This is a genomic window from Lactobacillus sp. WILCCON 0149 (assembly GCF_057197965.1).
In genome coordinates this window covers 1,964,287-1,984,739 of record NZ_JBUBHO010000001.1, presented here as the reverse complement: position 1 = coordinate 1,984,739, position 20,453 = coordinate 1,964,287, and the positions used below count along the sequence as shown (strand labels likewise).

At 46.3% G+C, this 20,453-nt stretch carries 20 protein-coding genes, 1 tRNA gene and 1 riboswitch; of the genes, 12 read left to right on the top strand and 9 right to left on the bottom strand.

Features of this window, described 5'->3' with window-relative positions; translation table 11 throughout:
- Positions 1-37: 37 nt before the first annotated feature.
- Entirely contained in the window at positions 38-1,474 is a 1,437-nt protein-coding gene (locus ACYVUV_RS09255; RefSeq protein WP_439776018.1) for a nicotinate phosphoribosyltransferase, read from the bottom strand.
- A 68-nt stretch (positions 1,475-1,542) separates the two neighbouring features.
- Positions 1,543-2,097 carry a cysteine hydrolase family protein gene (locus ACYVUV_RS09250; protein WP_439776019.1) on the bottom strand — a complete coding sequence of 185 codons (555 nt, stop codon included), beginning with the start codon at positions 2,095-2,097 and terminating at the stop codon, positions 1,543-1,545.
- A gap of 251 nt (positions 2,098-2,348) precedes the next feature.
- Between ACYVUV_RS09250 and ACYVUV_RS09245 the strand changes: the two genes are divergently transcribed.
- A complete protein-coding gene (locus ACYVUV_RS09245; RefSeq protein ID WP_439776020.1) occupies positions 2,349-3,224 on the top strand; it encodes a hypothetical protein in 876 nt (291 codons plus the stop codon).
- Here the strand turns inward: ACYVUV_RS09245 and ACYVUV_RS09240 are convergent.
- Together ACYVUV_RS09240 and ACYVUV_RS09235 are read right to left on the bottom strand one after the other, a co-directional pair.
- Entirely contained in the window at positions 3,217-3,483 is a 267-nt protein-coding gene (locus ACYVUV_RS09240) for a DUF1294 domain-containing protein (RefSeq protein WP_439776021.1), read from the bottom strand. The two genes, ACYVUV_RS09245 and ACYVUV_RS09240, sit on opposite strands and share 8 nt — an antisense overlap.
- 82 nt (positions 3,484-3,565) lie before the next feature.
- A complete protein-coding gene (locus ACYVUV_RS09235) occupies positions 3,566-4,336 on the bottom strand; it encodes an NUDIX hydrolase (RefSeq protein WP_439776022.1) in 771 nt (256 codons plus the stop codon).
- A gap of 189 nt (positions 4,337-4,525) precedes the next feature.
- Between ACYVUV_RS09235 and ACYVUV_RS09230 the strand changes: the two genes are divergently transcribed.
- The 3 genes from ACYVUV_RS09230 to ACYVUV_RS09220 all read left to right on the top strand — a co-directional run bounded on the left by ACYVUV_RS09230 (position 4,526) and on the right by ACYVUV_RS09220 (position 6,025).
- Positions 4,526-4,813, top strand: coding sequence for a bacteriocin immunity protein (locus ACYVUV_RS09230; protein ID WP_050952047.1), 288 nt, complete (start codon positions 4,526-4,528; stop codon positions 4,811-4,813).
- Between the two features lie 205 nt (positions 4,814-5,018).
- Positions 5,019-5,753: a hypothetical protein gene (locus tag ACYVUV_RS09225; RefSeq protein ID WP_439776023.1), complete on the top strand. Its 735-nt coding sequence runs from the start codon at positions 5,019-5,021 to the stop codon at positions 5,751-5,753.
- Positions 5,754-5,773: 20 nt separating this feature from the next.
- Positions 5,774-6,025, top strand: coding sequence for a hypothetical protein (locus ACYVUV_RS09220; protein WP_439776024.1), 252 nt, complete (start codon positions 5,774-5,776; stop codon positions 6,023-6,025).
- A gap of 135 nt (positions 6,026-6,160) precedes the next feature.
- Here the strand turns inward: ACYVUV_RS09220 and ACYVUV_RS09215 are convergent, their stop codons facing one another.
- The 3 genes from ACYVUV_RS09215 to ACYVUV_RS09205 all read right to left on the bottom strand — a co-directional run bounded on the left by ACYVUV_RS09215 (position 6,161) and on the right by ACYVUV_RS09205 (position 8,290).
- Positions 6,161-6,667 (bottom strand): alpha/beta hydrolase family protein, encoded by a 507-nt coding sequence (locus tag ACYVUV_RS09215; RefSeq protein WP_484499273.1) that lies wholly within the window; start codon positions 6,665-6,667, stop codon positions 6,161-6,163.
- Between the two features lie 115 nt (positions 6,668-6,782).
- Entirely contained in the window at positions 6,783-7,583 is an 801-nt protein-coding gene (locus ACYVUV_RS09210; RefSeq protein WP_439776026.1) for an ABC transporter permease, read from the bottom strand.
- Positions 7,580-8,290 carry a metal ABC transporter ATP-binding protein gene (locus tag ACYVUV_RS09205; protein ID WP_439776027.1) on the bottom strand — a complete coding sequence of 237 codons (711 nt, stop codon included), beginning with the start codon at positions 8,288-8,290 and terminating at the stop codon, positions 7,580-7,582. The genes ACYVUV_RS09210 and ACYVUV_RS09205 overlap by 4 nt, the downstream gene beginning before the upstream one ends.
- 122 nt (positions 8,291-8,412) lie before the next feature.
- Between ACYVUV_RS09205 and ACYVUV_RS09200 the strand changes: the two genes are divergently transcribed.
- The 3 genes from ACYVUV_RS09200 to ACYVUV_RS09190 all read left to right on the top strand — a co-directional run bounded on the left by ACYVUV_RS09200 (position 8,413) and on the right by ACYVUV_RS09190 (position 11,230).
- The gene (locus ACYVUV_RS09200) at positions 8,413-8,658 is read left to right on the top strand and encodes an arginine deiminase (protein ID WP_439776028.1); all 246 of its coding nucleotides are present in this window, start codon (positions 8,413-8,415) and stop codon (positions 8,656-8,658) included.
- 303 nt (positions 8,659-8,961) lie between these two features.
- Entirely contained in the window at positions 8,962-10,299 is a 1,338-nt protein-coding gene (locus ACYVUV_RS09195; protein ID WP_484499272.1) for a class III lanthionine synthetase LanKC N-terminal domain-containing protein, read from the top strand.
- A 262-nt stretch (positions 10,300-10,561) separates the two neighbouring features.
- Positions 10,562-11,230: a CPBP family intramembrane glutamic endopeptidase gene (locus ACYVUV_RS09190; protein WP_484499271.1), complete on the top strand. Its 669-nt coding sequence runs from the start codon at positions 10,562-10,564 to the stop codon at positions 11,228-11,230.
- A gap of 70 nt (positions 11,231-11,300) precedes the next feature.
- Here the strand turns inward: ACYVUV_RS09190 and ACYVUV_RS09185 are convergent.
- Positions 11,301-11,371 (bottom strand) — tRNA-Gly (locus ACYVUV_RS09185).
- 166 nt (positions 11,372-11,537) lie between these two features.
- On the opposite strand from ACYVUV_RS09185, the gene ACYVUV_RS09180 reads away from it, so the two are divergent.
- From ACYVUV_RS09180 to mgtA, 5 genes are all read left to right on the top strand, one after another.
- Positions 11,538-12,929 carry an ISNCY family transposase gene (locus ACYVUV_RS09180; protein ID WP_484499051.1) on the top strand — a complete coding sequence of 464 codons (1,392 nt, stop codon included), beginning with the start codon at positions 11,538-11,540 and terminating at the stop codon, positions 12,927-12,929.
- Between the two features lie 211 nt (positions 12,930-13,140).
- Positions 13,141-14,166, top strand: coding sequence for a tryptophan--tRNA ligase (gene trpS / locus ACYVUV_RS09175; protein WP_439776244.1), 1,026 nt, complete (start codon positions 13,141-13,143; stop codon positions 14,164-14,166).
- A gap of 1 nt (position 14,167) precedes the next feature.
- Entirely contained in the window at positions 14,168-14,650 is a 483-nt protein-coding gene (locus ACYVUV_RS09170; protein WP_003616872.1) for a deoxycytidylate deaminase, read from the top strand.
- Positions 14,631-15,245 carry a methanol dehydrogenase gene (locus ACYVUV_RS09165; RefSeq protein ID WP_439776246.1) on the top strand — a complete coding sequence of 205 codons (615 nt, stop codon included), beginning with the start codon at positions 14,631-14,633 and terminating at the stop codon, positions 15,243-15,245. Before ACYVUV_RS09170 ends, ACYVUV_RS09165 begins: the two co-directional genes overlap by 20 nt.
- 106 nt (positions 15,246-15,351) lie before the next feature.
- Positions 15,352-15,515: riboswitch (M-box (ykoK) riboswitch) on the top strand.
- An 88-nt stretch (positions 15,516-15,603) separates the two neighbouring features.
- Positions 15,604-18,294: a magnesium-translocating P-type ATPase gene (gene mgtA / locus ACYVUV_RS09160; RefSeq protein WP_439776245.1), complete on the top strand. Its 2,691-nt coding sequence runs from the start codon at positions 15,604-15,606 to the stop codon at positions 18,292-18,294.
- A gap of 526 nt (positions 18,295-18,820) precedes the next feature.
- Here the strand turns inward: mgtA and ACYVUV_RS09155 are convergent.
- On the bottom strand, positions 18,821-20,146 hold the full coding sequence (locus ACYVUV_RS09155; RefSeq protein WP_484499270.1) for an RNA-guided endonuclease InsQ/TnpB family protein: 1,326 nt from the start codon (positions 20,144-20,146) through the stop codon (positions 18,821-18,823).
- Positions 20,147-20,453: the final 307 nt, after the last annotated feature.

The following is a 20,453-nucleotide window of genomic DNA, read 5'->3' as shown; positions in this document are numbered from 1 at the left end:
CAACTTCGTTTTTTGCTTATTCAATTGAACTGGTGACTTACTTAAGCTTGTGGTCCTTGATCATCTTGGCCTGTAGGTCAGCCAGGGCAGGAGTCAGGTAGACCGGGTAGCGGTCCGGGTTAAGCAGTCTTTGAGTTTCTTCTGGCAGTTCAGCCAGCTTTTCGTACATGTGCTTTTGGATCTTGAAGGTGTCAGTTTCGATTGACTTGGCCTTTGGGCCGACAACGACCTGGGTTAAGAGAACGGCGTCGAAGTCCTTCAAGTCAGCTTCAGTTTCAGTCATCATTGGGTCCATGTTAATGCCAGTGAATTCTTCTGGCAATTCTTCATCAGCCAGGGCGATGACGTCCGCGAAGGCGTTCTTGGTCCCCTTGTGGTAGAGGCGGTAGGCCTTCTTTTCACCAGGCAGGGTAACCTTTTCCTTGGAGTTGGACAGCTTGATCTTTGGCTGCCATTCCCCGTCGCCAATCTTCAAAGCGGCCAGCTTGAAGACCCCGCTCAGAACTGGTGAGCTAGAGCTGGTGATCAGTTGTTCACCAACGCCGAAGCTGTCAAGCGGCGCGCCTTCTTGGAGAAGGGAGTGGATGACGTTTTCGTTCAAGGCGTTGGAAGCAGTGATGGTTGCTTCCGGGAAACCGGCGTCGTCCATCATCTTGCGGGCCTTGCGGGACAACTTGGCGATGTCGCCGGAGTCGATCCGGATACCGAACTTCTTGTGACCCTTGGCGCGGAGCTGCTTGAAGACCTTGATGGCGTTAGGTACGCCGCTGGTTAAGACGTCGTAAGTGTCGACCAAAAGCAGGGCGTTGTCCGGGTAGACTTCAGCCCACTTTTCGAAGGCTTCAAGTTCAGTTGGGTAGCTTTGAACCCAGGCGTGGGCCATGGTGCCGGCAACTGGAATGTTGTACTTGGCTGCTGACAAGACGTTGCTGGTTGACCCGCAGCCGCCGATAACGGCAGCTCTGGCGCCAAGAACGGAAGCGTCTGGCCCTTGGGCCCGGCGGGCACCAAATTCCATGACTGGCCGGCCAGCGGCGGCCAGGTTGATCCGGCGGGACTTGGTGGCGATCAGGGACTGGTGGTTGATCAGGTTCAAAACGAAGGTTTCCAGCAATTGGCATTGAATCAGCGGCCCCTTGACCGTCAGGATTGGCACCCGCGGGAAGACCGGGGTGCCTTCTGGAATCGCGTAAACGACGCAGTCGAAGGTCATGGTTTCCAGGTAGGAAATGAATTCATCGCTGAAGAGCTTGAGGGACTTCAAGTAGTCGATGTCTTCCTTGGTGTAGTGGAAGCCCCGCAGCTGTTCAACGACTTGTTCCAGGCCGGCGGAGACGACGAAGCTGCCGTTGTCCGGAACAGTCCGGTAAAAGACGTCGAAGACGGCTTCGGTATCTCTAGGCAGGGTTTCAAAGTAGCCGTTTGCCATTGAGAATTCGTACAGGTCGGTAATTAACGCGTGTGATAAAGACATAGTGTAAAAATCTGCTTTCTCAAAAATATAACTGTTAAAAGTAAAAATAAAAACTTAAACGGTAAAGGTTAGTCGACGACTTCAGCGCCCAGGCAGGACTTGAAGTGGTTCAGTGCCCATTCCTGTCCCGCGTCGTTTAAAGCGGCAACTGCCTTTTCGTGCACCGTGATGTCGTAGCCATGGTTGTAGGCGTCCATGGCGGTGTGCAGGACGCAGATGTCCGTGCAGACCCCGGCCAGGTGAACCCGGCGAACCTGGCGCTCACGGAGGAACAGGTCCAGGCCGGTAGCGCAGAAGGCAGAGTAGCGTGACTTGTCCAAGACAAGGACGTGCTCGTCGTCTTGATGTTTATTATACCAAGTTTGCAGGGGACCGTAGAACTCCCGGCCCCAAGTATTTGGCAGGTTGTGCGGCGGGAAGAGCTTGGTTTCCGGGTGGTAGGGGTTGCCCTTAAAGTGCTTGTCGGTTGGCAGGATGACCCACTTGCCGGCGGACAAAAACTGGTCGGCCAAGCTGACGATCTGGTCAGCCAGGGCTTGAGCAGGTGCCCCGCAGGTCAAGGCGCCTTTGTCATCTACAAAGTCATTGGTATAGTCAATGATCAAGAGTGCTTCATTTTCCATCTTTTTCTTCCTTTTTGTTAAAAGTATAACTTACCTAAAATAGGATAAAAATAAAAAGTAAAATAAACTTTTACTCGCTTGACGTAAACTTTACTCCATAAAAGATTATTTTGCAAGTTTTCTCAGACAATTTACGAGGAATAAACAATTTTTAACCGGGGAAAACGGAACTTTCTTTATAAAAGCCGGGCTAAGATCTATAATTAGGGGTGAAAAGCAGGATAATTATTGATAAAGAAAGAGTGTAAAAAATGAAGAAGAACAGGAAAAATTTGGCCCTGCTTCTGCTGGCGACAAGCTTGCTTGCCGGTTGCGCGGGCCAAAGTCAAAGTGAGCAGCAGTCCAGTCAATCCAGCCAGGCTAAGAGCGAGAAGAAGGCGGGAAATAAGGCCAGCTCTAAGTCGGCGGCTAAATCTGCGGCCAGTTCTGCCGTTAGTTCAGCAAAATCCTCCTCAAGCCAGGCCAGTTCTAAGTCCGCGGCTTCCAGCAGCCAAAGTCAAAGTACAAGTACAGACACAAACCGGATAGGGACTTTAACTAGTCAATTAAGGGTCAAGCTGCCGGGGATGCTTTTGCCCGCGGCTGACGGCTTAGGCCAGGGCAGCAGCAACTTGAATATCCGCTACACCAGCTCAAGCAGCCAGAATGTTGTCTACTACAGCGTCGGAAATAGCCCGCTGGCCTTAAACGACAGCCGGATTGCCAGTGAAAAGCCATATGCCGTTTTAACGGAAAATAAGAATGTGGCTGACGCCAGCAGCTTAATCAATTACCAAGAGCCCAAGACCGGCCTGCCGGTAGTTAAGATTGCTGGTAACGTGACTGGGACAGAAGAAGGGGCGGCTGGGTCGACTTATCTGCAGTTCAACCAGGGCCAGTGGTCCTTTGTCGTCCGGGCAAGCAATGTGGAGGGGCAAAAGCCGCTGCCAACGGCGCAAAAGCTGCTATCGCTCTACCAGCAATATGGCCTGCCGGATGTGACGGCAAAGTCCAGCGTACAGGTTGATGTTGGTGAAAGCCTGGGTTCTTTGAACACGGTAATCACCTGGGCCAAAGGGTCCAGCGTTTACCAGCTCAAGGCCCACAGCACGGAGACCGCCTTTAAGATGCTTAAGAGCCTTAGCTAAGCTTTAAAAGCAGATAAGTAGCAATAGCCCAGAGGATAAAGCCGGTAAGGACTGCTAAATAGAAGTAGGACTTGCGGACTTTGTGGTGAAAGAGCAGCATGCCCAGGCCGGACCCGGCGGGGGCCAGCAGGGAGCAGGTAAGCAGCAGCCGTTCGGGGATGCGCCAGGCGTGCATCCGGGCTTTAGCCTTGTCGATGCCGTAGAGGGCAAAGGCGATTAAGTTGATAAGCAGCAGGCTGCTTTGCCAAAAGTGATTCATGTCGTCTCCTAGTTATTTTTAATAGAATTAGAGGCCACCTTGCTTAGGCAGGGTGGCTTTTTGCAAAATAAAAGCAAGGCAGTTAGCCTTGCTTGTCGTTAGCCTTGCCCCAGAGGATATTGTTTTGCGTTTCTTTAAGGCGATAGATCTTTGGGGGCCGCCCGCTCTTATGGTAATTTTTTTGCACGCCCAGCTCGGTAAAGAGGGAGCCGTGGGTTTTGCGGAAGTTGGAGTTGTCGATCTCATCGACTGTAGTCTGGAAGAAGGGGGCGTAGACCTCGCGGGCTTCGCGGAGGGTGAATTCGGGGCCAAGGATCTGCAGGATGCTGGGCTGGTAGTCCAGTTTGTTGCGGATGCGCTGGATGGCCACGGCGATGATTTCGTCATGGTCAAAGGCCAGGGCGTGGGAATTTTCCGCTAATTCAAAGGTCAGGTCCTTGTCAGCGGAAAAAAGCTCATACTTGTGGCCGAAATTTTCAAAGGCGAACCAGGCAACATCGCTGGCTCCGTAACCGGGCCGCAGGTTTGGCATGGCGGGCAGGTAGGTCATGTAGGTTAGGGCCAGGGCCCGCTCGCCAGGCGTCCGGTGGGGTGAGGTAAAGGTGGCCAGTTGCTCGGTGGAAGATTCCGGCAGGTCAAGGCCGATTTTTTCTTTGATCAAGCGCACGGCAGCCTGGTCGGCACTTTCGTTTTCCCGAAGAAGGGTTTCCGGCAGGGCCCAGCGGTCCACGAAAGGTTCGTCCTTGCGCTTGACTAAAAGCAGCTGAACCCGGTGGGTTTCCTTGTTAAAGCTCCAGATCAGGTTGGTGATGGTGATCAAGGGGCGTTCGACTATCTTTTCTAATTCAGGCATCAAAACGGCTCCTTTCAGTTTTATTACTATTATATCATTGCTGGGAGGATTAACTGGATGTGGAAGAGGAATGAAAAGATGTGCAGCTTTTTGAAAGAATAATCAACTTTCCTCTTCCACTGATTACAAACAGTGCTAGAATGTAAGCGAAAAAAATTGTTTGATTTTTCATTTATAAGAGGCTGTACGATGTTTTTTAACAAGAAAGAAAACGAAGCAGAAGAAGCATTTAAGAAGCAATTGGAAACTGTCGCAAATGACCCGGCAGTCAAGGCAAACGCGGCTTTGAGCAAGCTACTTGAAGCAGCTGTTAAGAAGGCTGAAAAGTCAGAATCAATCCGCTCAATTGCGTCTAACCTGGACACTCAATTGCGGTCTAACTTCGCTGAAAACGAACTGCCAAAGGCCGTTACTAGCTTGCAACTGGACTTGGCCCGCTACTCTGCAGTTGGTGCTAATGGCGTAGTTCTGAAGTAATCTACTGAAAACTTAATCATATTAAAATAAGTGCTGCTGAAGCTTGGTATTCCTTCTTCAACAGCACTTATTAATTTATTTTGAACGAAAAGTGAAAAAAAGAGCTACGCTTTGCTCATGATTGGTGCTACAATTGTCGCAAATGATACAGCGTAGTGTTAGCTGTAGTAATCTTTTTTCATAGACTTATGGGAGGAGAAGTAATATGACTATTACAAAAAAGGTAAGCAAAATACTACTATTTAGCTTTGGATTAATTGAGATTTTACTTAATTGTAAAACAGTGAATGCAGCTACCAATGCTGATAGCTCCACAGAGGTTGTTGCAAACTATGAGTTGTCTTCGATTCCTGCAGATACTTTAAAAGAAATGAAAGAAATAGCCAAAGAAGATAGTCTTGTTGATTTTATACAAAAAGGGAATACGGTTACTGTGGAAATATTATTTCCGAACGACAAGGATATAAGAAAAGATGGGACAACGGTAAAAACACCGTTTACAACTTCTTTTATCAGACTACCATCACAGCCTAAACCAAAAGTTATAGACTTTAAGTCTTGGATTGGCTCAATGGATAAGGATAATGGTCAGTCTTCTGTCAGATCAGGAACCATGTTTATCGCTGTTCCTTCGAGCGGTGGTGGATATTCGGGCCAAAATAATGGTGATCGAGTAAAAACTGGTGCACATGTGCATTGTAATAGATTTAATGGGCCGAATAGTGACCATAGATATTGGAAGAAGACAGATCCGCGATCCTGGACAGATTTCTATAGAAGTGACTGCTATTACCATTGGAGTAAATATGGTTGTTCAGATCTAGGGACAATGACTAAGTGCGATGGGCTTGATAGACGCGGAAAAGGCGTTAAAGATTGCTCCTCGTGGTCTGGTGACCCAAAACACAAGAATTGGCCAAAGACTTGTTGGTATCGTTAAAGAAAGGAAGATGATTACGTATGTACCAAGCTTCACGACTTCCACTTTGGGAACGTGTTTTCCATATTGTCGGTGACAGCACGATTATCTGGTTGTGGCACCACCTCTTAATCGTGGCTCTAGGCCTTTTAACCTTGCTTGGCTTGGTGATCTATCTGGTTGTCAGTGGCATCCGGCAAAAAAACGTCGCTAAAGCTGTCTGGCCAGTCATCATTTTCTGTTCCTGCCTGAGCCTGGTCTACTTTGCCATGAGCTGCGCGATTATGGACTAAAATAGAAAAAGAAAAGTGCTGCTAAAGCCTAAATATCCGGCTTTGGCGGCACTTTTTTCTGTTATCTATAGTTTGTTTAGGCATAAATAATACCCCCAAAATTGAAATATGATTTTGGGGGTATGTCAATTTAGGTTACAATTCTTGTTTGATTAACGAGATAACATATTCAAGCCTCGTCCCGCATTCTCTGTGAGTAAATCCAGGTAGTACATTAACTTTGAATTTCTTCATGAATGGTAGCACTAAAAATTGCTGATAGGGAACTCTTGAATCTCTAGAGCCGTTTATAAAAATAGTTTGAGTATTTATTTTATTGTCCCGACATAGAGCGTAAAAATCAAGTGCATTTTCTGAAAGATAGTCCTTAAGCCAAGACCGCTCAGATGAAAACAACTCTTGATAATCAATACTGGTAAACGCACTTATCGCTATAATTTTTCTGAATATATATTCGGCTGCAAACAGACTGGCTAGGTACCCGCCGTAGCTTTCTCCTAGTAAAATCATTTCTGTATTTGGATGTTCTCTTTTATACTTCAAAAAATACTCTTTTAAAAATTGGTAATCACTAATGCCACCGTTGCCATAAATAATGGGGTAGTTTAGCAAAATAAAATTCCGTTGTTCATTGTAGAGCATTGTTGCGAAAGGGTCTTCTTGCCAATTCCTAAGGGTAAAAAAAGGACCTCCATGCAGATAAAAATAGACTTTCTCACAGTCACGACAGAAAATATATTCGACCATTTTTCGCATACTATCTTTCAGCCAGACTTAATGGCATTCTACGTAAAATTATCTGGGCAAAAATAATCATTATAATTGTAAGTGCTAGAGCAATCAATAAATCTTTAATGTCAAATATGCCAAAGGCTACAGTTCTAAGTGCCTTTAATTGGTAGGATAGCGGATTGATATAGGCCAACACTTTAATGATCAGTGGTGAATTATCGCTGAAGACATAAAGCGTTGGCGCGGCATATGCAACTGGTGAAAAGATTAGGGTCATAATGATATCGCGTTGCTGATAGGAAGAAATCCGCGTGCTAATAACGATTCCCAAAGTGGACCAGAACTCAAGTGAGATGATTAATACAAGCAGAGATAGTAACAATAATCCTAAATTGTACACACCACCTGTAGCAAGTCCAAGAACAATCAATACAGCGCTTTGAAATATGAGACCGGCAATTGGGAAGAAGCTCATTCCAGTCAAGTAGTGCCATGGCTGAACACCATTCGTAAATTTAATAGCTAGTAAACCATATTCTTTATCAACTGTCGCCCGGTACATCGCTTGCGACATCTGAGTGGTCATGAAGAAACTCAAAACACCGGTCAATGCATACTGCTTGTAGGGCAAAATTAGTGATTCGTAGTGAACGGAAGCTAAATTTTGATTCAATGCCATGACCAACAAGCCGTAAGTAATAAGCGGTTGCATGAACATTGATAAGAGCAAGCCTTTATTATGCACGAAAGCCCGCCACTCATTGTTGGCGACAATTCTGATCGACCGTAATCCTAAAGATATATTTCTAAAATGTTGCGGATTCATTTTTCTATCGCCTTCCGTTCGTTAAGGTATTTTTCTCGCAAACTCGTACCACTGTCCAAAAAATCAGTAAGTGGACCAAAGTATTTTTGTTCATGATCGTCTAAGAAAAGAACGTGACTCGCGTAGCTTTCCAGCAGAGTTAAGTCATGTGAAGAAGTTAATACAATACTTCCGGCATCAACTTTTTGCTTTAAGTAGGTAAATAAGTTTTCCGAAGTTTCCACATCGAGCCCGGTTGTGGGCTCATCTAGTATATAGACTTGTGGCTCACGAGCAATTTCTCTGGCGATTTGTACTCGTTGCTGCTGGCCACCAGAAATATGATCAACCGGCTTAGCACTTAAATCACTAATATCCAAGAGTTTTAAGGCCTGCTTGGTTGCTTTTTGGGCTTCCTTGGGCTTAAAGCCGGCGAGAAGCGGTCCTTGATACACATTGTCATAGACACTGGTATACCAATCGATCAGCTGGCTTTGGGGACTGAAGCCAACATCGTTGAAAGGATTAACCCGATCAGTTTTCAGTTTCCATGAAATTTGACCTGACACTGGTGGAATGACGCCAATCAAGCTGTTAATCAAGGTGGATTTCCCAGCACCGTTAGCTCCAATTAAAGCGATAAACATTCCTTTATCTAGGTAGAAAGATAAATCGTGAACAACGACTTTATCTTTATAACCAATATTTAAATTATTAGCACTAATCATTGTTTATTTCCTTAAAGTTAGACCGATTTTATGCAAAGTTAGATTGATTATGTTTTTAATAAATGATAAAGTTGCTTCATGAAAAACTAATGCAAAGCACATTTTAGAGAGGAGACATACTTATGTCAATAGAATTCCAAAAATTAATTCAAAAACTTCAGAGTGATCCAATTACTATTGGTAATTTTTTAGCAGATCCAGAGGAATTTTTAAAGTCCACAAAGTTAACAAATCAAGAAAAGAAGACCCTCCTTGCTAGAGATGTAGAGGCACTAAATGACTTAGGTCTTACAACAGGTCAAGCAGTAGGTGCTTTGTCTGGAGCCCACAGCCAACGATGCCCAACTAATCATCCTGCAAGAGGTTAAAAAAATAGATTATATCAAGAGATCGCCGGATGAGAGACTAAAAAAATATTTTAGCCGCTTTATTAAAAGCTATACTAATGAAAAAGACGTCAGTATTGGTTCAGCATCATATTATTTATATTCAAGGTTTATAATTGAGTCGTATAAACTCTCTGTCGAGAACAGATATAGTATTTCGGAAATAGCTAGAAAATTAAAGCAAGCTAATTTTGAGAAAGCAGTAGTAAATTATTTAGTTGTTCGCTATTTAGATGGAATGTACTTGTTGGCTCAGCTTCAATCTAAGGAAGAAAAATTTTGGCCATGAATAAAGAAGATATTGCAATTCAATTTGAATTGTTGCTCAAAGAATACTCAGTCGCTAGGTATGAAGATAGTATATGGGCCTTTCCTAATTATCCGCACCATATAAAGAGTAACTACGGATGGAAAATTCATATTAGTGCTATCCTAACGAATGCTATCCAAATTGCTCGAAAATTTTTAACTCTTAACCAAAAGTATCATTTTGATTTTAAAATTATTTCTTCCATACCGTATTTAGAGCAAATAAATATGGGCTATTTTGGGAATAGTCAAGTTGGCAAATTTATAACAATATATCCAGATCAAAGTGCAGTAACAGAGACTCTAGAACTTCTATATTATTATTTTCATGATGATGTGGGAATTCGAGTGGGCTCAGATACTTCATATAAACAAGGCCTTAATGTCTATTATAGATATGGAACTTTGCTTGATGATGTTGAGAATATTGACAAAAGAGATAAAAAATTAAAACCTAGCTCAAACGTGGAAAGAATTTATGATTATCGTCTCGAGCGTTACAATAGTCTACCCACTAGATATCTTATCTTAAAGGTAATAAAGCAAAACGGTCCTTCAGGAGTATTTTTAGCACTTGATTTACAAACTAAGGTGAAGGTAATTATTAGGTATGCAGAGAAATACTATAATGTTGAGTGTGCCGGAATTGATGAACGAGATCGGTTGATAAGCGCCAGTAGTTTGCTAGAAAAGGATTTTGTGCGAAACAGTAACTTCTTTGAAACAGTAGTAGATGCTTTTTACGTGAACGATGCTTTCTTTGTTGTTACGGAGTACGCTTCGGGCTGTAATCTTGATGAGTTAGCGAAAAGTGGGAAACTTGGCTCATATTCATTGCCAGAACGTCTTGAGATTTTTAGAAATGTTTTAAGAGGGATCTATGTATTAAATGATAATCTGATAATCTTCAGAGACTTATCCTTTAGTAATGTGATTTTATGTCCAAATCATACTATAAAAATTATCGACTTTGGGTATGCAATCTCTCTTTCTGGACTTTCCAGTTTTGCTGGCCTAACTCTTAATTCTGCAGGTACTTATGGCTTTTTTGACCCAGAAGTGGCAATTGGTAAAAAGCAGTTAGACCTGTATAGCTTAGGAAAATTCTTATATTACATTGTTTTTCCACAGTCATATTTAAACTATACGAGTAAAATAAATAGTGATTCAACATACTGGCAAATAAAAGAATATGTATCTGAATCTGAGCAGTGTCAACTGCCTAAAAGAATTGCTGAACTTTATCGTCTTTTAATCAAAGGTGAAAAGATACAGGAGTCGGATCTTAATTATTTAATACAGCACTTTCAATAATTTTTTGCTGGATATAAAAGTCTACTACAAGAAAAAATATATCATAGCATCTGACTAAATTCAGATACAATCATAAGCAAAGTGCTGCTAAAGCCTAAACACCCGGCTTTAGCGGCACTTTTTTCATCCCTCCACGTAAAAAGCATGAAACATTGTAAGGCAAAAGTAACCAAAAATATTCATACAAAGGCCAAAAAGGGCCCAATTTCTTTGGTATAATAAGATAATTACAAATGTTTCACGGAGGAGTGAGTGGAATAAGATGAATACGCCACGATCACGCGAAGGTAACCTTGTCCGTTATCTCGTTTATTTTGTAGTTTTTGTTTTCACGGCCCTGGCCGACAACCTAGCCATCAAGAGCCCGTCTATCAGCATCTGGAACGTGATCCTGTTCCTGGTTCTGGCGGCCATGTGCCTGCTTTTTTACATTTACCGCTACAACCGTGAACAGCGCTTCTTCGACTCACGCTTCAACATCCCCTGGCTGAGCAGCTTCAACTTCACCTTGCTCTTAAGCTTCATAGTTGCCGCCGGCCGGATCGGGATCTCCTACCTGCAGCTCTACAAGGGCTTCCCGGCTTCTGGTCTGCAGCTGACTTACGCCTCTCATTCCACCAGTGCCTTATACTGGTTCATGATGCTGGCCAATGGGGTGGTCCTGCCGATCCTGGAAGAGTACCTCTGCACGGGTTTCTTGTTCAACTACTGGTTCAGGACTGAGAAAAAGGGCGTGGCTTACGCCGGCATAATCTGCTCTGGCCTCTTTTACGCCATCTTGACCTTCCAGTTCACTCCAGCAATCTTTGCCTTCAACTTTGCCTTTGGCATGCTTTTCGCCTGGAGCTACCTCAGCACCCAGACCATCTGGCTGCCCCTTTACCTGGCAGCCTTAAACGGGGTCTTGACGGTTGTGACCATCGCCGTTTAACTGAAGAGAGTAAAAAATAAGCGGGGCCGTGTGGCCTCGCTTATTTCTTTGCTAATTTATGGTATAAAAAAGCGGATAGAGTGAATCGAACCCTCATCTCCAGCTTGGGAAGCTAGCGTTCTACCATTAAACTATACCCGCAAGATGTTTTAAGTATAGCATGTAAAAAAACTTTCGCCAAGTCTTTTTGGAAACTTTTTTCAAAAAGTGTGTTTAACAAGTGATAATGTCTTAAGTATTAACAGAGAAAAATGTCCCAAAAAGGTAAATGTCTGAGATAATCTCCATATATCGGAGGTTACGGACAATGAAGAAAGTTAGGTTAACTATGAAGTACGAAGAACAATACAGAATCATCAAAGAGCTGGTTGATCATGGCGGAAACAAGAAAAGAGCTGCCCTTATCTTGGGGATCTCTGTCAGACAGCTGAACAGAAGAATCAACCAGTATCGAAGCAAAGGAAAAGCGGCCTTTGTTCATGGGAACGCCGGTCGCTTACCTGTTAATTGTCTCACCACAGAAATTAACAAACAAATTGTAACTCTATATCGCACCAAATATCAAGACTGCAACTTGACTCACTTCGTTGAGCTACTTGAAGAAATCGAGCACATCTCTGTTTCTTACACCAAGGTCTATAACCTGCTTAAGGACAATTACATCCTTTCGCCAAAGCCTTGGAGGCAAACTAAGCGGAAAATGGCCAAAAAGAAGTGGTACCGGGATCACCCAAAGCAGACAACCAAAGTTTCCGAAGAGGTTATCGACCACCAGGTAGCCTTGGAAGACGCACATCCTCGCCACGAGCGCTGTAAGTACTTCGGTGAGGAAATTCAAATGGATGCCTCTTCCCTGCTCTGGTTTGGCGATAAGAAGGCTCACCTGCACCTAGCCATAGACAACGCCACAGGTAACCTGGTCGGCGCCTACTTCGACTGGCAGGAGACTCTGAATGCATACTACCACGTCTATGAGCAGATTCTCGTGGATTACGGTATCCCTCTTAGATTCAAGACCGATAATCGGACTGTTTTCAACTACGAGACGGCTAAGACCAAGGCAGAGCACAAAGATGTACTTACGCAATTTGGTTATGCCTGCAAGACCCTCGGAACAGATATCGTAACCACTAGCGTCTCACAGGCCAAAGGCATGGTAGAACGGGCGAATCAGACCGTACAGAGCCGTTTGAAGCCCGAACTGAGGCTTCACAATATTACTACAATCGAAGATGCCAACAAGTATCTCCGGGAGGTTTTTGTGCCAAAATTCAACGAGAAGTTTGGACAAGATGTAGGCAAATTTGAATCAGCTTTCGACGACAGCCCTGATGGCGAGAAGATCAACTACACGCTGGCAGTACTATCTCCACGCACGTTTGACAGCGGCTCGGCTATCTCCTACAAGAATCACTATTATCAAGCCACAGATGCCTCAAACAAGCTTATTTGCTTTGCCAAAGGCACTAAATGCCTGGTTATCCAAGCGTTAGATGGCCAGTTGTTGGTCACCGTTGACGAGAAAGTGTATGCTTTAACCGAGATTCCGAAGAATGCCAAGGTCTCTCCGGATCTCGACTTTGAGACCAAGAAGAAGAAACCGCGGAAAAAGTATATTCCACCGATGTCCCATCCTTGGAAGCGGGCTTCGTTCATTGAGCAGCAGGAAAAAGCGCACAAGTATCACAGATTCACATAAAAATAGCGGGGAAAATTCCCCGCTAATAATTTAAATTTTACGGGACATTATCCCAAGTTATTGACAGTCTTTTTGGAAACTTTTTTCAAAAAGATTCTTCCGGCCCGGCGGGAGTGGTTTAATCTATTTGTTATTTTTGCTAGAATGATAATAATAACGCTGAAATAAATTGAATTAACAAGAAACTAGTACTAGTAAAGGAAAGCGAAAAATGACGAAAGAAATTATTTTGACTGGCGACCGCCCAACCGGCAAGCTGCACATCGGACACTACATCGGCTCCTTGAAGAACCGGGTCAAGCTCCAAAACACTGGCAAGTATGATTCCTACATTATGATTGCCGACACCCAGGCTTTGACTGACAACGCCCGTAACCCTGAAAAGATCCGCAACTCCTTGATCGAAGTTGCCCTGGACTACCTGGCTGTTGGCCTGGACCCGGAAAAGTCTACCATCTTTGTCCAGTCCCAAATCCCGGCCCTGTTTGAACTGACTACTGACTACATGGACCTGGTAACCCTGTCCCGGCTGGAAAGAAACCCAACTGTCAAAGCTGAAATCAAGCAAAAGGGCTTTGGCGACTCCCTGCCAGTCGGCTTCTTGACCTACCCGGTTGCCCAAGCCGCTGACATCACTGCCTTCAAGGCTACTTTGGTACCAGTTGGCGATGACCAGGAGCCAATGTTGGAACAAACCCGGGAAATCGTCCGCAGCTTCAACCGGACCTACAATGTCGACGTCTTAGTTGAACCAAAGGGCTACTTCCCGCCTAAGGGCCAGGGCCGCCTGCCAGGCTTGGACGGCAACGCCAAGATGTCCAAGTCCCTGGGCAACTGCATCTACCTGTCTGATGACGCGGAAACGGTCAAGAAGAAGGTTATGTCCATGTACACCGACCCTAACCACATCCACGTGGAAGACCCAGGCCAGGTTGAAGGCAACACCGTCTTCACTTACCTGGACGTTTTTGACCCGGACAAGGACACCGTTGCCCAACTTAAGGAAGACTACCAAAAGGGCGGGTTAGGTGACGTCAAGATCAAGCGCTACTTAAACAAGGTCCTGGAAGCTGAACTGGCTCCAATCAGAGAACGCCGGCAAAAGTACGCTGAAAACCTGGATGCCGTTTACGACATGCTCTACCAAGGGTCACAAAAGGCCAACCAGGTGGCTGACCAGACCCTGCAGGAAGTCCGTGACGCGATCGGCTTCAACTACTTCAAGAACCGAGGCTAATATGACGCGCAAGCGAATTCCCTGGAAACAGTACTTTATGATGCAGGCCCTGGTCATCGCCCAGCGGTCAACCTGTGACCGGGCCCTGGTCGGCAGCGTCCTGGTCAAGGACAAGCGGATCCTCAGCACCGGCTACAACGGGTCAGTTTCCGGCCAGGACCACTGCGATGACGTGGGCCACCAGCTGGTCGACGGCCACTGCGTGCGAACGATTCACTCTGAGATGAACAGTCTGATTTCCTGCGCGAAAAACGGGGTCTCAACCGACAACACGGAAATCTACGTGACCCACTTCCCGTGCTACAACTGCACCAAGCACCTGCTGCAGGCCGGGGTGACCAAGATCAACTATTACTATGATTATCACGACAGTCCTTTGGCCATTCAGCTGCTGCGTGATAGTGGAGTACCTTATGAACAAATTAAGCTTGACCGCCAATTCGTCGAAGAACTGGCACACAAACTTGAAGACGGCAGCGACTAGGCTGGCCTGGCTCCTGGCCTTAGTCTGCCTTTTTCCCCTGGTAACCGGGGCCAGCAGCTTTTTCGTCCAGGACAATGCCGGCATCATCAATTCCGATACCCGGAAAATGGTTGACCAAAAGAATGCCAAGTACCAAAAGTCTGACCAGCACCCGATCGTGATCGTCGAGACCCTGCAGGATGCCAAAAAGACCCAGCCAGATGGCCTGAGCAAGGCGACCAGAACCCTCTATATCGTGATCAACGTGCAAAAAGACGGGACCAAGAAGGCCTACCTTTACAGCAGCAGCGACCTGCACAGTCAGTTCACGGCCCAGGTCCGGTCCAATATCCTCAGCCACACGGCTTCCAAGATCACGGCTGATGACCCGATCGCCTTCAATGAAGGGGTGCAGGAGCTCTTCAAGATTTCTGTGACCTTGATTGACCAGAGCCTTGGCTTTAAAAAGGACTCCCTTGACCTGTCCAGCGAAGAAGTGAACCGAGTGATCAAGCCGGCCGACCTCAGGGTTCCGATCATGTGCGCCTTGCTGGTCTTGATCGTGGCCGTGATCATTTTCCTCCGCTATACGATAAGACGGCAGGCAAGAAAGTAAGACTTTTTCACAGAAAAAACTAAATAACAAGGTAAATTTTACACAAAAGTGGTTTACAAGCTTGCTTTAAGCGTGTATAGTCTTTTATGTAAAGTTGAAAAGAGAGCAAATGAACTGTTAGGTGAGACTCCTACGTGAACACACGCTATCGCCCAGAAACATCCAGAGATGCCAACGGGTTAAATAGAAATTGTCGAAATAAGGCACTTTCCAGGTAGCTAGCATGTGCTTACGTCACGTAGTGTTAAAGCTGAGCGATTAGTCAATAGCGTGGCCTTATTTGGCAAGGTCCCCCTTACGGTTTGTAAGGGGGACTTTTTTGTTCGTTTGCGAAGTTGTCATAGAGGGGAGAACTATTATGCTCAACAAGACAATGAACAAAGCTGCCAGCGAAGACGCAAAGCGGGTTGCAAGAATTGCCCTGGAAAAGCGGAGCGTGACCTTGGCCCAGCTGCATACCAACAGCAACGGCCTCAGCACTGAAGAAGCAGCCAATGTCCGGGAAAAGACCGGGACCAACGAGATCGCGAGCAACAACCAAGCCAGCAAGCTGCACTTTCTGGCCGAAGCTTTCCTGACCCCGTTCACCCTGGTCCTGCTCATCTTGGCGACGATGTCCTTGTTTACCAACTACATCTTCGTCCCGCAAAGTGAAAAGGACCTCAGCACCGTCATCATCATGGTGGTCATGGTGCTGGTTTCCGGGATTACTTCCTTTGTCCAGAACGTCCGCACTTCCAACGCCGTCCAGTCCCTTTTGAAGATGGTCTCAGTCACGACTAACGTGCGCCGGGACGGCAAGGACCAGGAAATCCCGACCAAGGACGTGGTGGTCGGCGACATCATCAACGTCTCAGCCGGGGACATGGTTCCAGCTGACATGAAGCTTTTGTCCAGTACCGACCTGTTCTGTTCAGCCAGTTCCTTGAACGGGGAATCAACGCCAACAGAAAAGAACGCCAACTTCGTCCCAACTCCGGACAAGATGGAAAACTACCTGGACTACCCAAACATCCTGTTTGAAGGTACGACTATCGTTTCCGGCTCAGGCCGCGGGGTGGTCTTCGCCACTGGCGGCCACACCATGTTCGGCAAGATGGCGGCCCAAATCGCCGACACTGAAATGAAGGAGACGACTTTTGACACCGGGATCAAGAACATCTCCAAGCTGCTTTTGACCATGACGGCCATCATCGCGCCCTTGGTCTTCATCGTTAACGGCTTGACCAAGGGCAACTGGACTGATGCCTTGATCTTCGCCATCGCTACGGCGGTGGGGCTGACGCCGGAAATGCTGCCGGTCATCGTGACCACCAACCTGGTCAAGGGCAGCGTGGAAATGAGCAAGCACCAGACCATCGTCAAGAAGATGAACTCCATCCAGAACTTCGGTTCAGCTGACATTCTCTGCACCGACAAGACCGGGACCTTGACCCAGGGCCAGGTCATCCTGGAAAAGCACTACAACCTGGAAATGCGGGAAACTGACCGGGTTTTGAAGATGGCCTACCTAAACTCTTACTACCAGACCGGGATGAAGGACTTGATCGACCAGGCAGTCATCGACGTGGCTGACGACGACCTGGATACCAGCGAAATCCAGCGGGACTACCACAAGATCGATGAAATTCCTTTTGACTTCCAGCGCCGGCGGATGAGCGTGGTGGTTGCCAACTCTGACCAAAAGCACGGCGAGCACCTCCTGGTTACCAAGGGGGCGGCCGAAGAAATGCTGGCAGTATCCAGCCAGGTGGAAATCGGCGGCCAGACCCTGCCTTTGACTGAAGAAAGAAAAAAGCAGATTTTTAAAGACATCGACGACTTGAACAGCGACGGGATGCGGGTTATCGTCTTGGCCTACAAGGTTGACCCGTCTCCAGTCGGTGAATTCACGGTAGAAGATGAAAGCGACTTGATCGTAATCGGCTTCCTGACCTTCCTTGATCCGCCGAAGGAAAGCGCCAAAAATGCCCTGGCCAGCCTCAACCGGGACGGCATTACCGTTAAGATTTTGACTGGGGACAACGAAGCTGTTACCCGGGCCGTGGCCTTGAAGGTTGGCCTTAACATCGACACGGTTTACGGGCAAAAGGACTTGATCGGCAAGAGTGATGAAGAACTGGCCAAGATCGTTGAAGAATGCGATATCTTCGTCAAGCTGTCACCGGAATGGAAGACCAAGATCATCGCTACTTTGCAAAAGAATGGCCACACGGTCGGCTACATGGGTGACGGGATCAACGATGCCCCGGCCATGAAGCAGGCGGACGTCTCCATCTCTGTTGACTCGGCTGTCGACGTGGCCAAGGAATCAGCTGACATCATCCTCTTGCAAAAGGACTTGGGTGTTTTGGAGCATGCCGTCCGCATCGGCCGCAAGACCTTGACCAACACCATGAAGTACATCAAGATCACCCTGTCTTCCAACTTCGGGAACATCTTGTCCATCATGGTCGCCTCGATCTTCCTGCCATTCTTGCCAATGCTGCCGCTGCAGCTCTTGATTTTGGACCTGCTCTACGGGACCAGCTGCCTGGCTCTGCCATTTGACAGCGTGTCTGAAGACTACCTGCATGTGCCGCGGGAATGGTCAACCAAGAACATGCCGAAGTTCATGTTCTACTTTGGACCGGCATCATCAATTTTTGACGTCATCACCTTTGCCGTCCTCTTCTTTGTAATCTGCCCGGCTTTGACCGGCGGCAGCTACGCTTCCTTAGGACCGGCAGGGCAGCTGGCCTTCATGACCATCTTCCACACTGGCTGGTTCGTGGAATCCCTCTGGACCCAGGAAATGGTCATCCACGCTCTGCGCGACGAACGCCTGCCATTCATCCAGCAACGGGCTTCCAGCCCAGTCATGCTGGCTACCTTTGGGGCTGCCATCTTCGGCACGGTTCTGCCATTTTCAAAATTGGCCGGGGCCATGAAGTTTGGCCAATTGAACGAAGAATTCCTGTGGATTGTGGCTGGCCTCTTGGTTTGCTACCTGCTTTTGACGACAGTCGTCAAGCACTTCTACATGAAGAAGGAAAAATTCCTGATTTAACTGAAAAAAGAACGGTGCTATAAGAAATGTGGAAGAATGTGCGCTTGATACCGGCTGGTTCACATTATGGTCAAGATATTCAATTTTGCGACTATCGCATCATCGATATCTTTACTTCCGACGCCGACATGCCTGGCTGGAACATACCCAGCACATAATATAAGCCTCTGTAGGCTTCCATTTCTCTCACGAGCGTTCACTGCCAAGCTTTCGCATTGACAGCGTGGGCGATCTCTGCACTCGATATGCTCACATCACCTGTACGGCCGAAGCCGCAGACAATGCCTTTATCCGAAGATGAGCAACCGAACTGTCTCACGAGTTCTGAACTCGCTTCTCGCATGTTCTTCCATTTGAGGAATTGCATGCGCGGTCGTAGAAACCGATTCGCTGCCAAAACAACTTATCGGCTTCCCGTCCGGTGAGCCATCTGCACCGAAACAGCCACTTACGCAACTGTTCAAGTAACAGATGGCATTCCGGCCATTAGCCTGCCCGCATGGATCCTTGCGGATCCTTTGATTTTTTACAATGCTTTATTGTATCTTGGATGATCAATCAAAAAAGTAAGATTCATCATCGCGTTCATGTCCCGATCTACAACTTTGTTGTAGTTCGGGCATTTTTTGTTGTAGCACACGTATTCATTGTGCTTGGTGCCGTGCTTCTTATTGCCAGAAAGGGTGATCTTTTCGTCATTTTTCTTGATGTTGCCACAGACTGCACAGCGCTGGGTGCTTGGATAAAAGCGGTTGGCAATCACCAATTTGACCCCGGCTGACTTGCACTTGTATTCAAGATAGCTGCGAAAGCGTCCAAACAGTGCACGGTGCACGCCTTTTGAAGCGACATGGCTCATAAGCATGCCCTTGACGTCCAGATCCTCAATGCAGATTGCATCATATTCTCTGACAAGGTGAGTCGTGTACTTGTGCATCGCGTCATCCTGCATGCGGTGAGCACGCTCGTAAAGCTTCTGAAGCTTGATTCTCGCTTTTTGATAGCTTTTTGAACGCTTCCCGGCAATCTGGCCATTTTCTTCCAGCTTTCTTGCCAGAATCCGCTGCTGGTGCTTGATGTTCTCATAGACTCTTGCCAGCTTGACGGCGCCATTGTTTCCTTTGTGCAGAAAATAGTGTTCTCCTTCTGCATCATTGAAATGGCTGACATTGACGTCAATTCCTGTCTTCTTACCCGTATGCTTGTGAATGTATGGTGGCGTCTCATACTTGTAAGGAACCGCCATGTAGTAATGGCCGTGTTCACGGTAAAAGCTTATCGTCCCAAATTCGGTATTTTTGGGGATTTCAGAAAATCTTATGCTATGCCACTCACCCTTATAAGGTGCTGGGACAGGCAAGGTCAGCTTTCCGTGGTTGCCTTCCTTCGCGAGCACCACGCCTTGATTCAACTTAAAGCCTTGACGTTTGGCTTTCTTAGATTGAAAAACGGGGTGCCCGGCACCATTTTTTACTTTGAGTGCCTTATCTTTGGCAAACTTCTTGAACGATTTGCCCAAGTCAGCACATGCTTGCTGCAGGATACGCGAAGAAATCTGCCTTTCCCATGACTGTTTGCTTGCCGTAAGCTTTTTCTGAATCAGTGCTGCGGTTGGGTAGTAATTGGAAATAAACAGCTCCTGCTCTTCAGTAAATTGCCGTTCTTCTTTTGGCTTCTTGAATTCCGCCAGAATCTCTGGACTAACCAGCATACGATATTCCGAATAGGTAGAATTCCAAAGTTCTAGGGCCTTATTGTAGCAATAACGGCGATAGTCACACCACTGGTCCAAGACGTGAGCCATAGTAGCATCTGGATATAAACGATATACGTGAGTCCTTTTGGTTGCCATTTGTCTTCACCTCTTTTCGACAAGCATATTTTAGCACGTATCCCAGCTCTTTTCCAAACATATGTTTGAAAAAGAGTCGAAAATATGTGTTGCATCTTTTGATTAAAATCATAGGCGCAACACACTTAACTTCTATTAAGATAGAATTGATTTTCTTTCGCAAGCACATTAAGCTATATTTTTCGATATAGTTCTATATTACTTGTTACTAATTAGTAGCTCTTTAGTAAAAAGGCCGTTCTTTTTTGCCCCAAAGCCCGTTAAATCGCCGATCCGCTTTATAAGGTAAGGCTTTTTGTTGTATGAT

Bases quoted from the DNA above. Each gene is read 5' to 3' on its own strand.
- ACYVUV_RS09255 (WP_439776018.1), bottom strand. From the start codon at position 1,474: ATGTCTTTATCACACGCGTTAATTACCGACCTGTACGAATTCTCAATG.
- ACYVUV_RS09250 (WP_439776019.1), bottom strand. From the start codon at position 2,097: ATGGAAAATGAAGCACTCTTGATCATTGACTATACCAATGACTTTGTA.
- ACYVUV_RS09245 (WP_439776020.1), top strand. From the start codon at position 2,349: ATGAAGAAGAACAGGAAAAATTTGGCCCTGCTTCTGCTGGCGACAAGC.
- ACYVUV_RS09240 (WP_439776021.1), bottom strand. From the start codon at position 3,483: ATGAATCACTTTTGGCAAAGCAGCCTGCTGCTTATCAACTTAATCGCC.
- ACYVUV_RS09235 (WP_439776022.1), bottom strand. From the start codon at position 4,336: ATGCCTGAATTAGAAAAGATAGTCGAACGCCCCTTGATCACCATCACC.
- ACYVUV_RS09230 (WP_050952047.1), top strand. From the start codon at position 4,526: ATGTTTTTTAACAAGAAAGAAAACGAAGCAGAAGAAGCATTTAAGAAG.
- ACYVUV_RS09225 (WP_439776023.1), top strand. From the start codon at position 5,019: ATGACTATTACAAAAAAGGTAAGCAAAATACTACTATTTAGCTTTGGA.
- ACYVUV_RS09220 (WP_439776024.1), top strand. From the start codon at position 5,774: ATGTACCAAGCTTCACGACTTCCACTTTGGGAACGTGTTTTCCATATT.
- ACYVUV_RS09215 (WP_484499273.1), bottom strand. From the start codon at position 6,667: ATGCTCTACAATGAACAACGGAATTTTATTTTGCTAAACTACCCCATT.
- ACYVUV_RS09210 (WP_439776026.1), bottom strand. From the start codon at position 7,583: ATGAATCCGCAACATTTTAGAAATATATCTTTAGGATTACGGTCGATC.
- ACYVUV_RS09205 (WP_439776027.1), bottom strand. From the start codon at position 8,290: ATGATTAGTGCTAATAATTTAAATATTGGTTATAAAGATAAAGTCGTT.
- ACYVUV_RS09200 (WP_439776028.1), top strand. From the start codon at position 8,413: ATGTCAATAGAATTCCAAAAATTAATTCAAAAACTTCAGAGTGATCCA.
- ACYVUV_RS09195 (WP_484499272.1), top strand. From the start codon at position 8,962: ATGAATAAAGAAGATATTGCAATTCAATTTGAATTGTTGCTCAAAGAA.
- ACYVUV_RS09190 (WP_484499271.1), top strand. From the start codon at position 10,562: ATGAATACGCCACGATCACGCGAAGGTAACCTTGTCCGTTATCTCGTT.
- ACYVUV_RS09180 (WP_484499051.1), top strand. From the start codon at position 11,538: ATGAAGAAAGTTAGGTTAACTATGAAGTACGAAGAACAATACAGAATC.
- trpS (WP_439776244.1), top strand. From the start codon at position 13,141: ATGACGAAAGAAATTATTTTGACTGGCGACCGCCCAACCGGCAAGCTG.
- ACYVUV_RS09170 (WP_003616872.1), top strand. From the start codon at position 14,168: ATGACGCGCAAGCGAATTCCCTGGAAACAGTACTTTATGATGCAGGCC.
- mgtA (WP_439776245.1), top strand. From the start codon at position 15,604: ATGCTCAACAAGACAATGAACAAAGCTGCCAGCGAAGACGCAAAGCGG.
- ACYVUV_RS09155 (WP_484499270.1), bottom strand. From the start codon at position 20,146: ATGGCAACCAAAAGGACTCACGTATATCGTTTATATCCAGATGCTACT.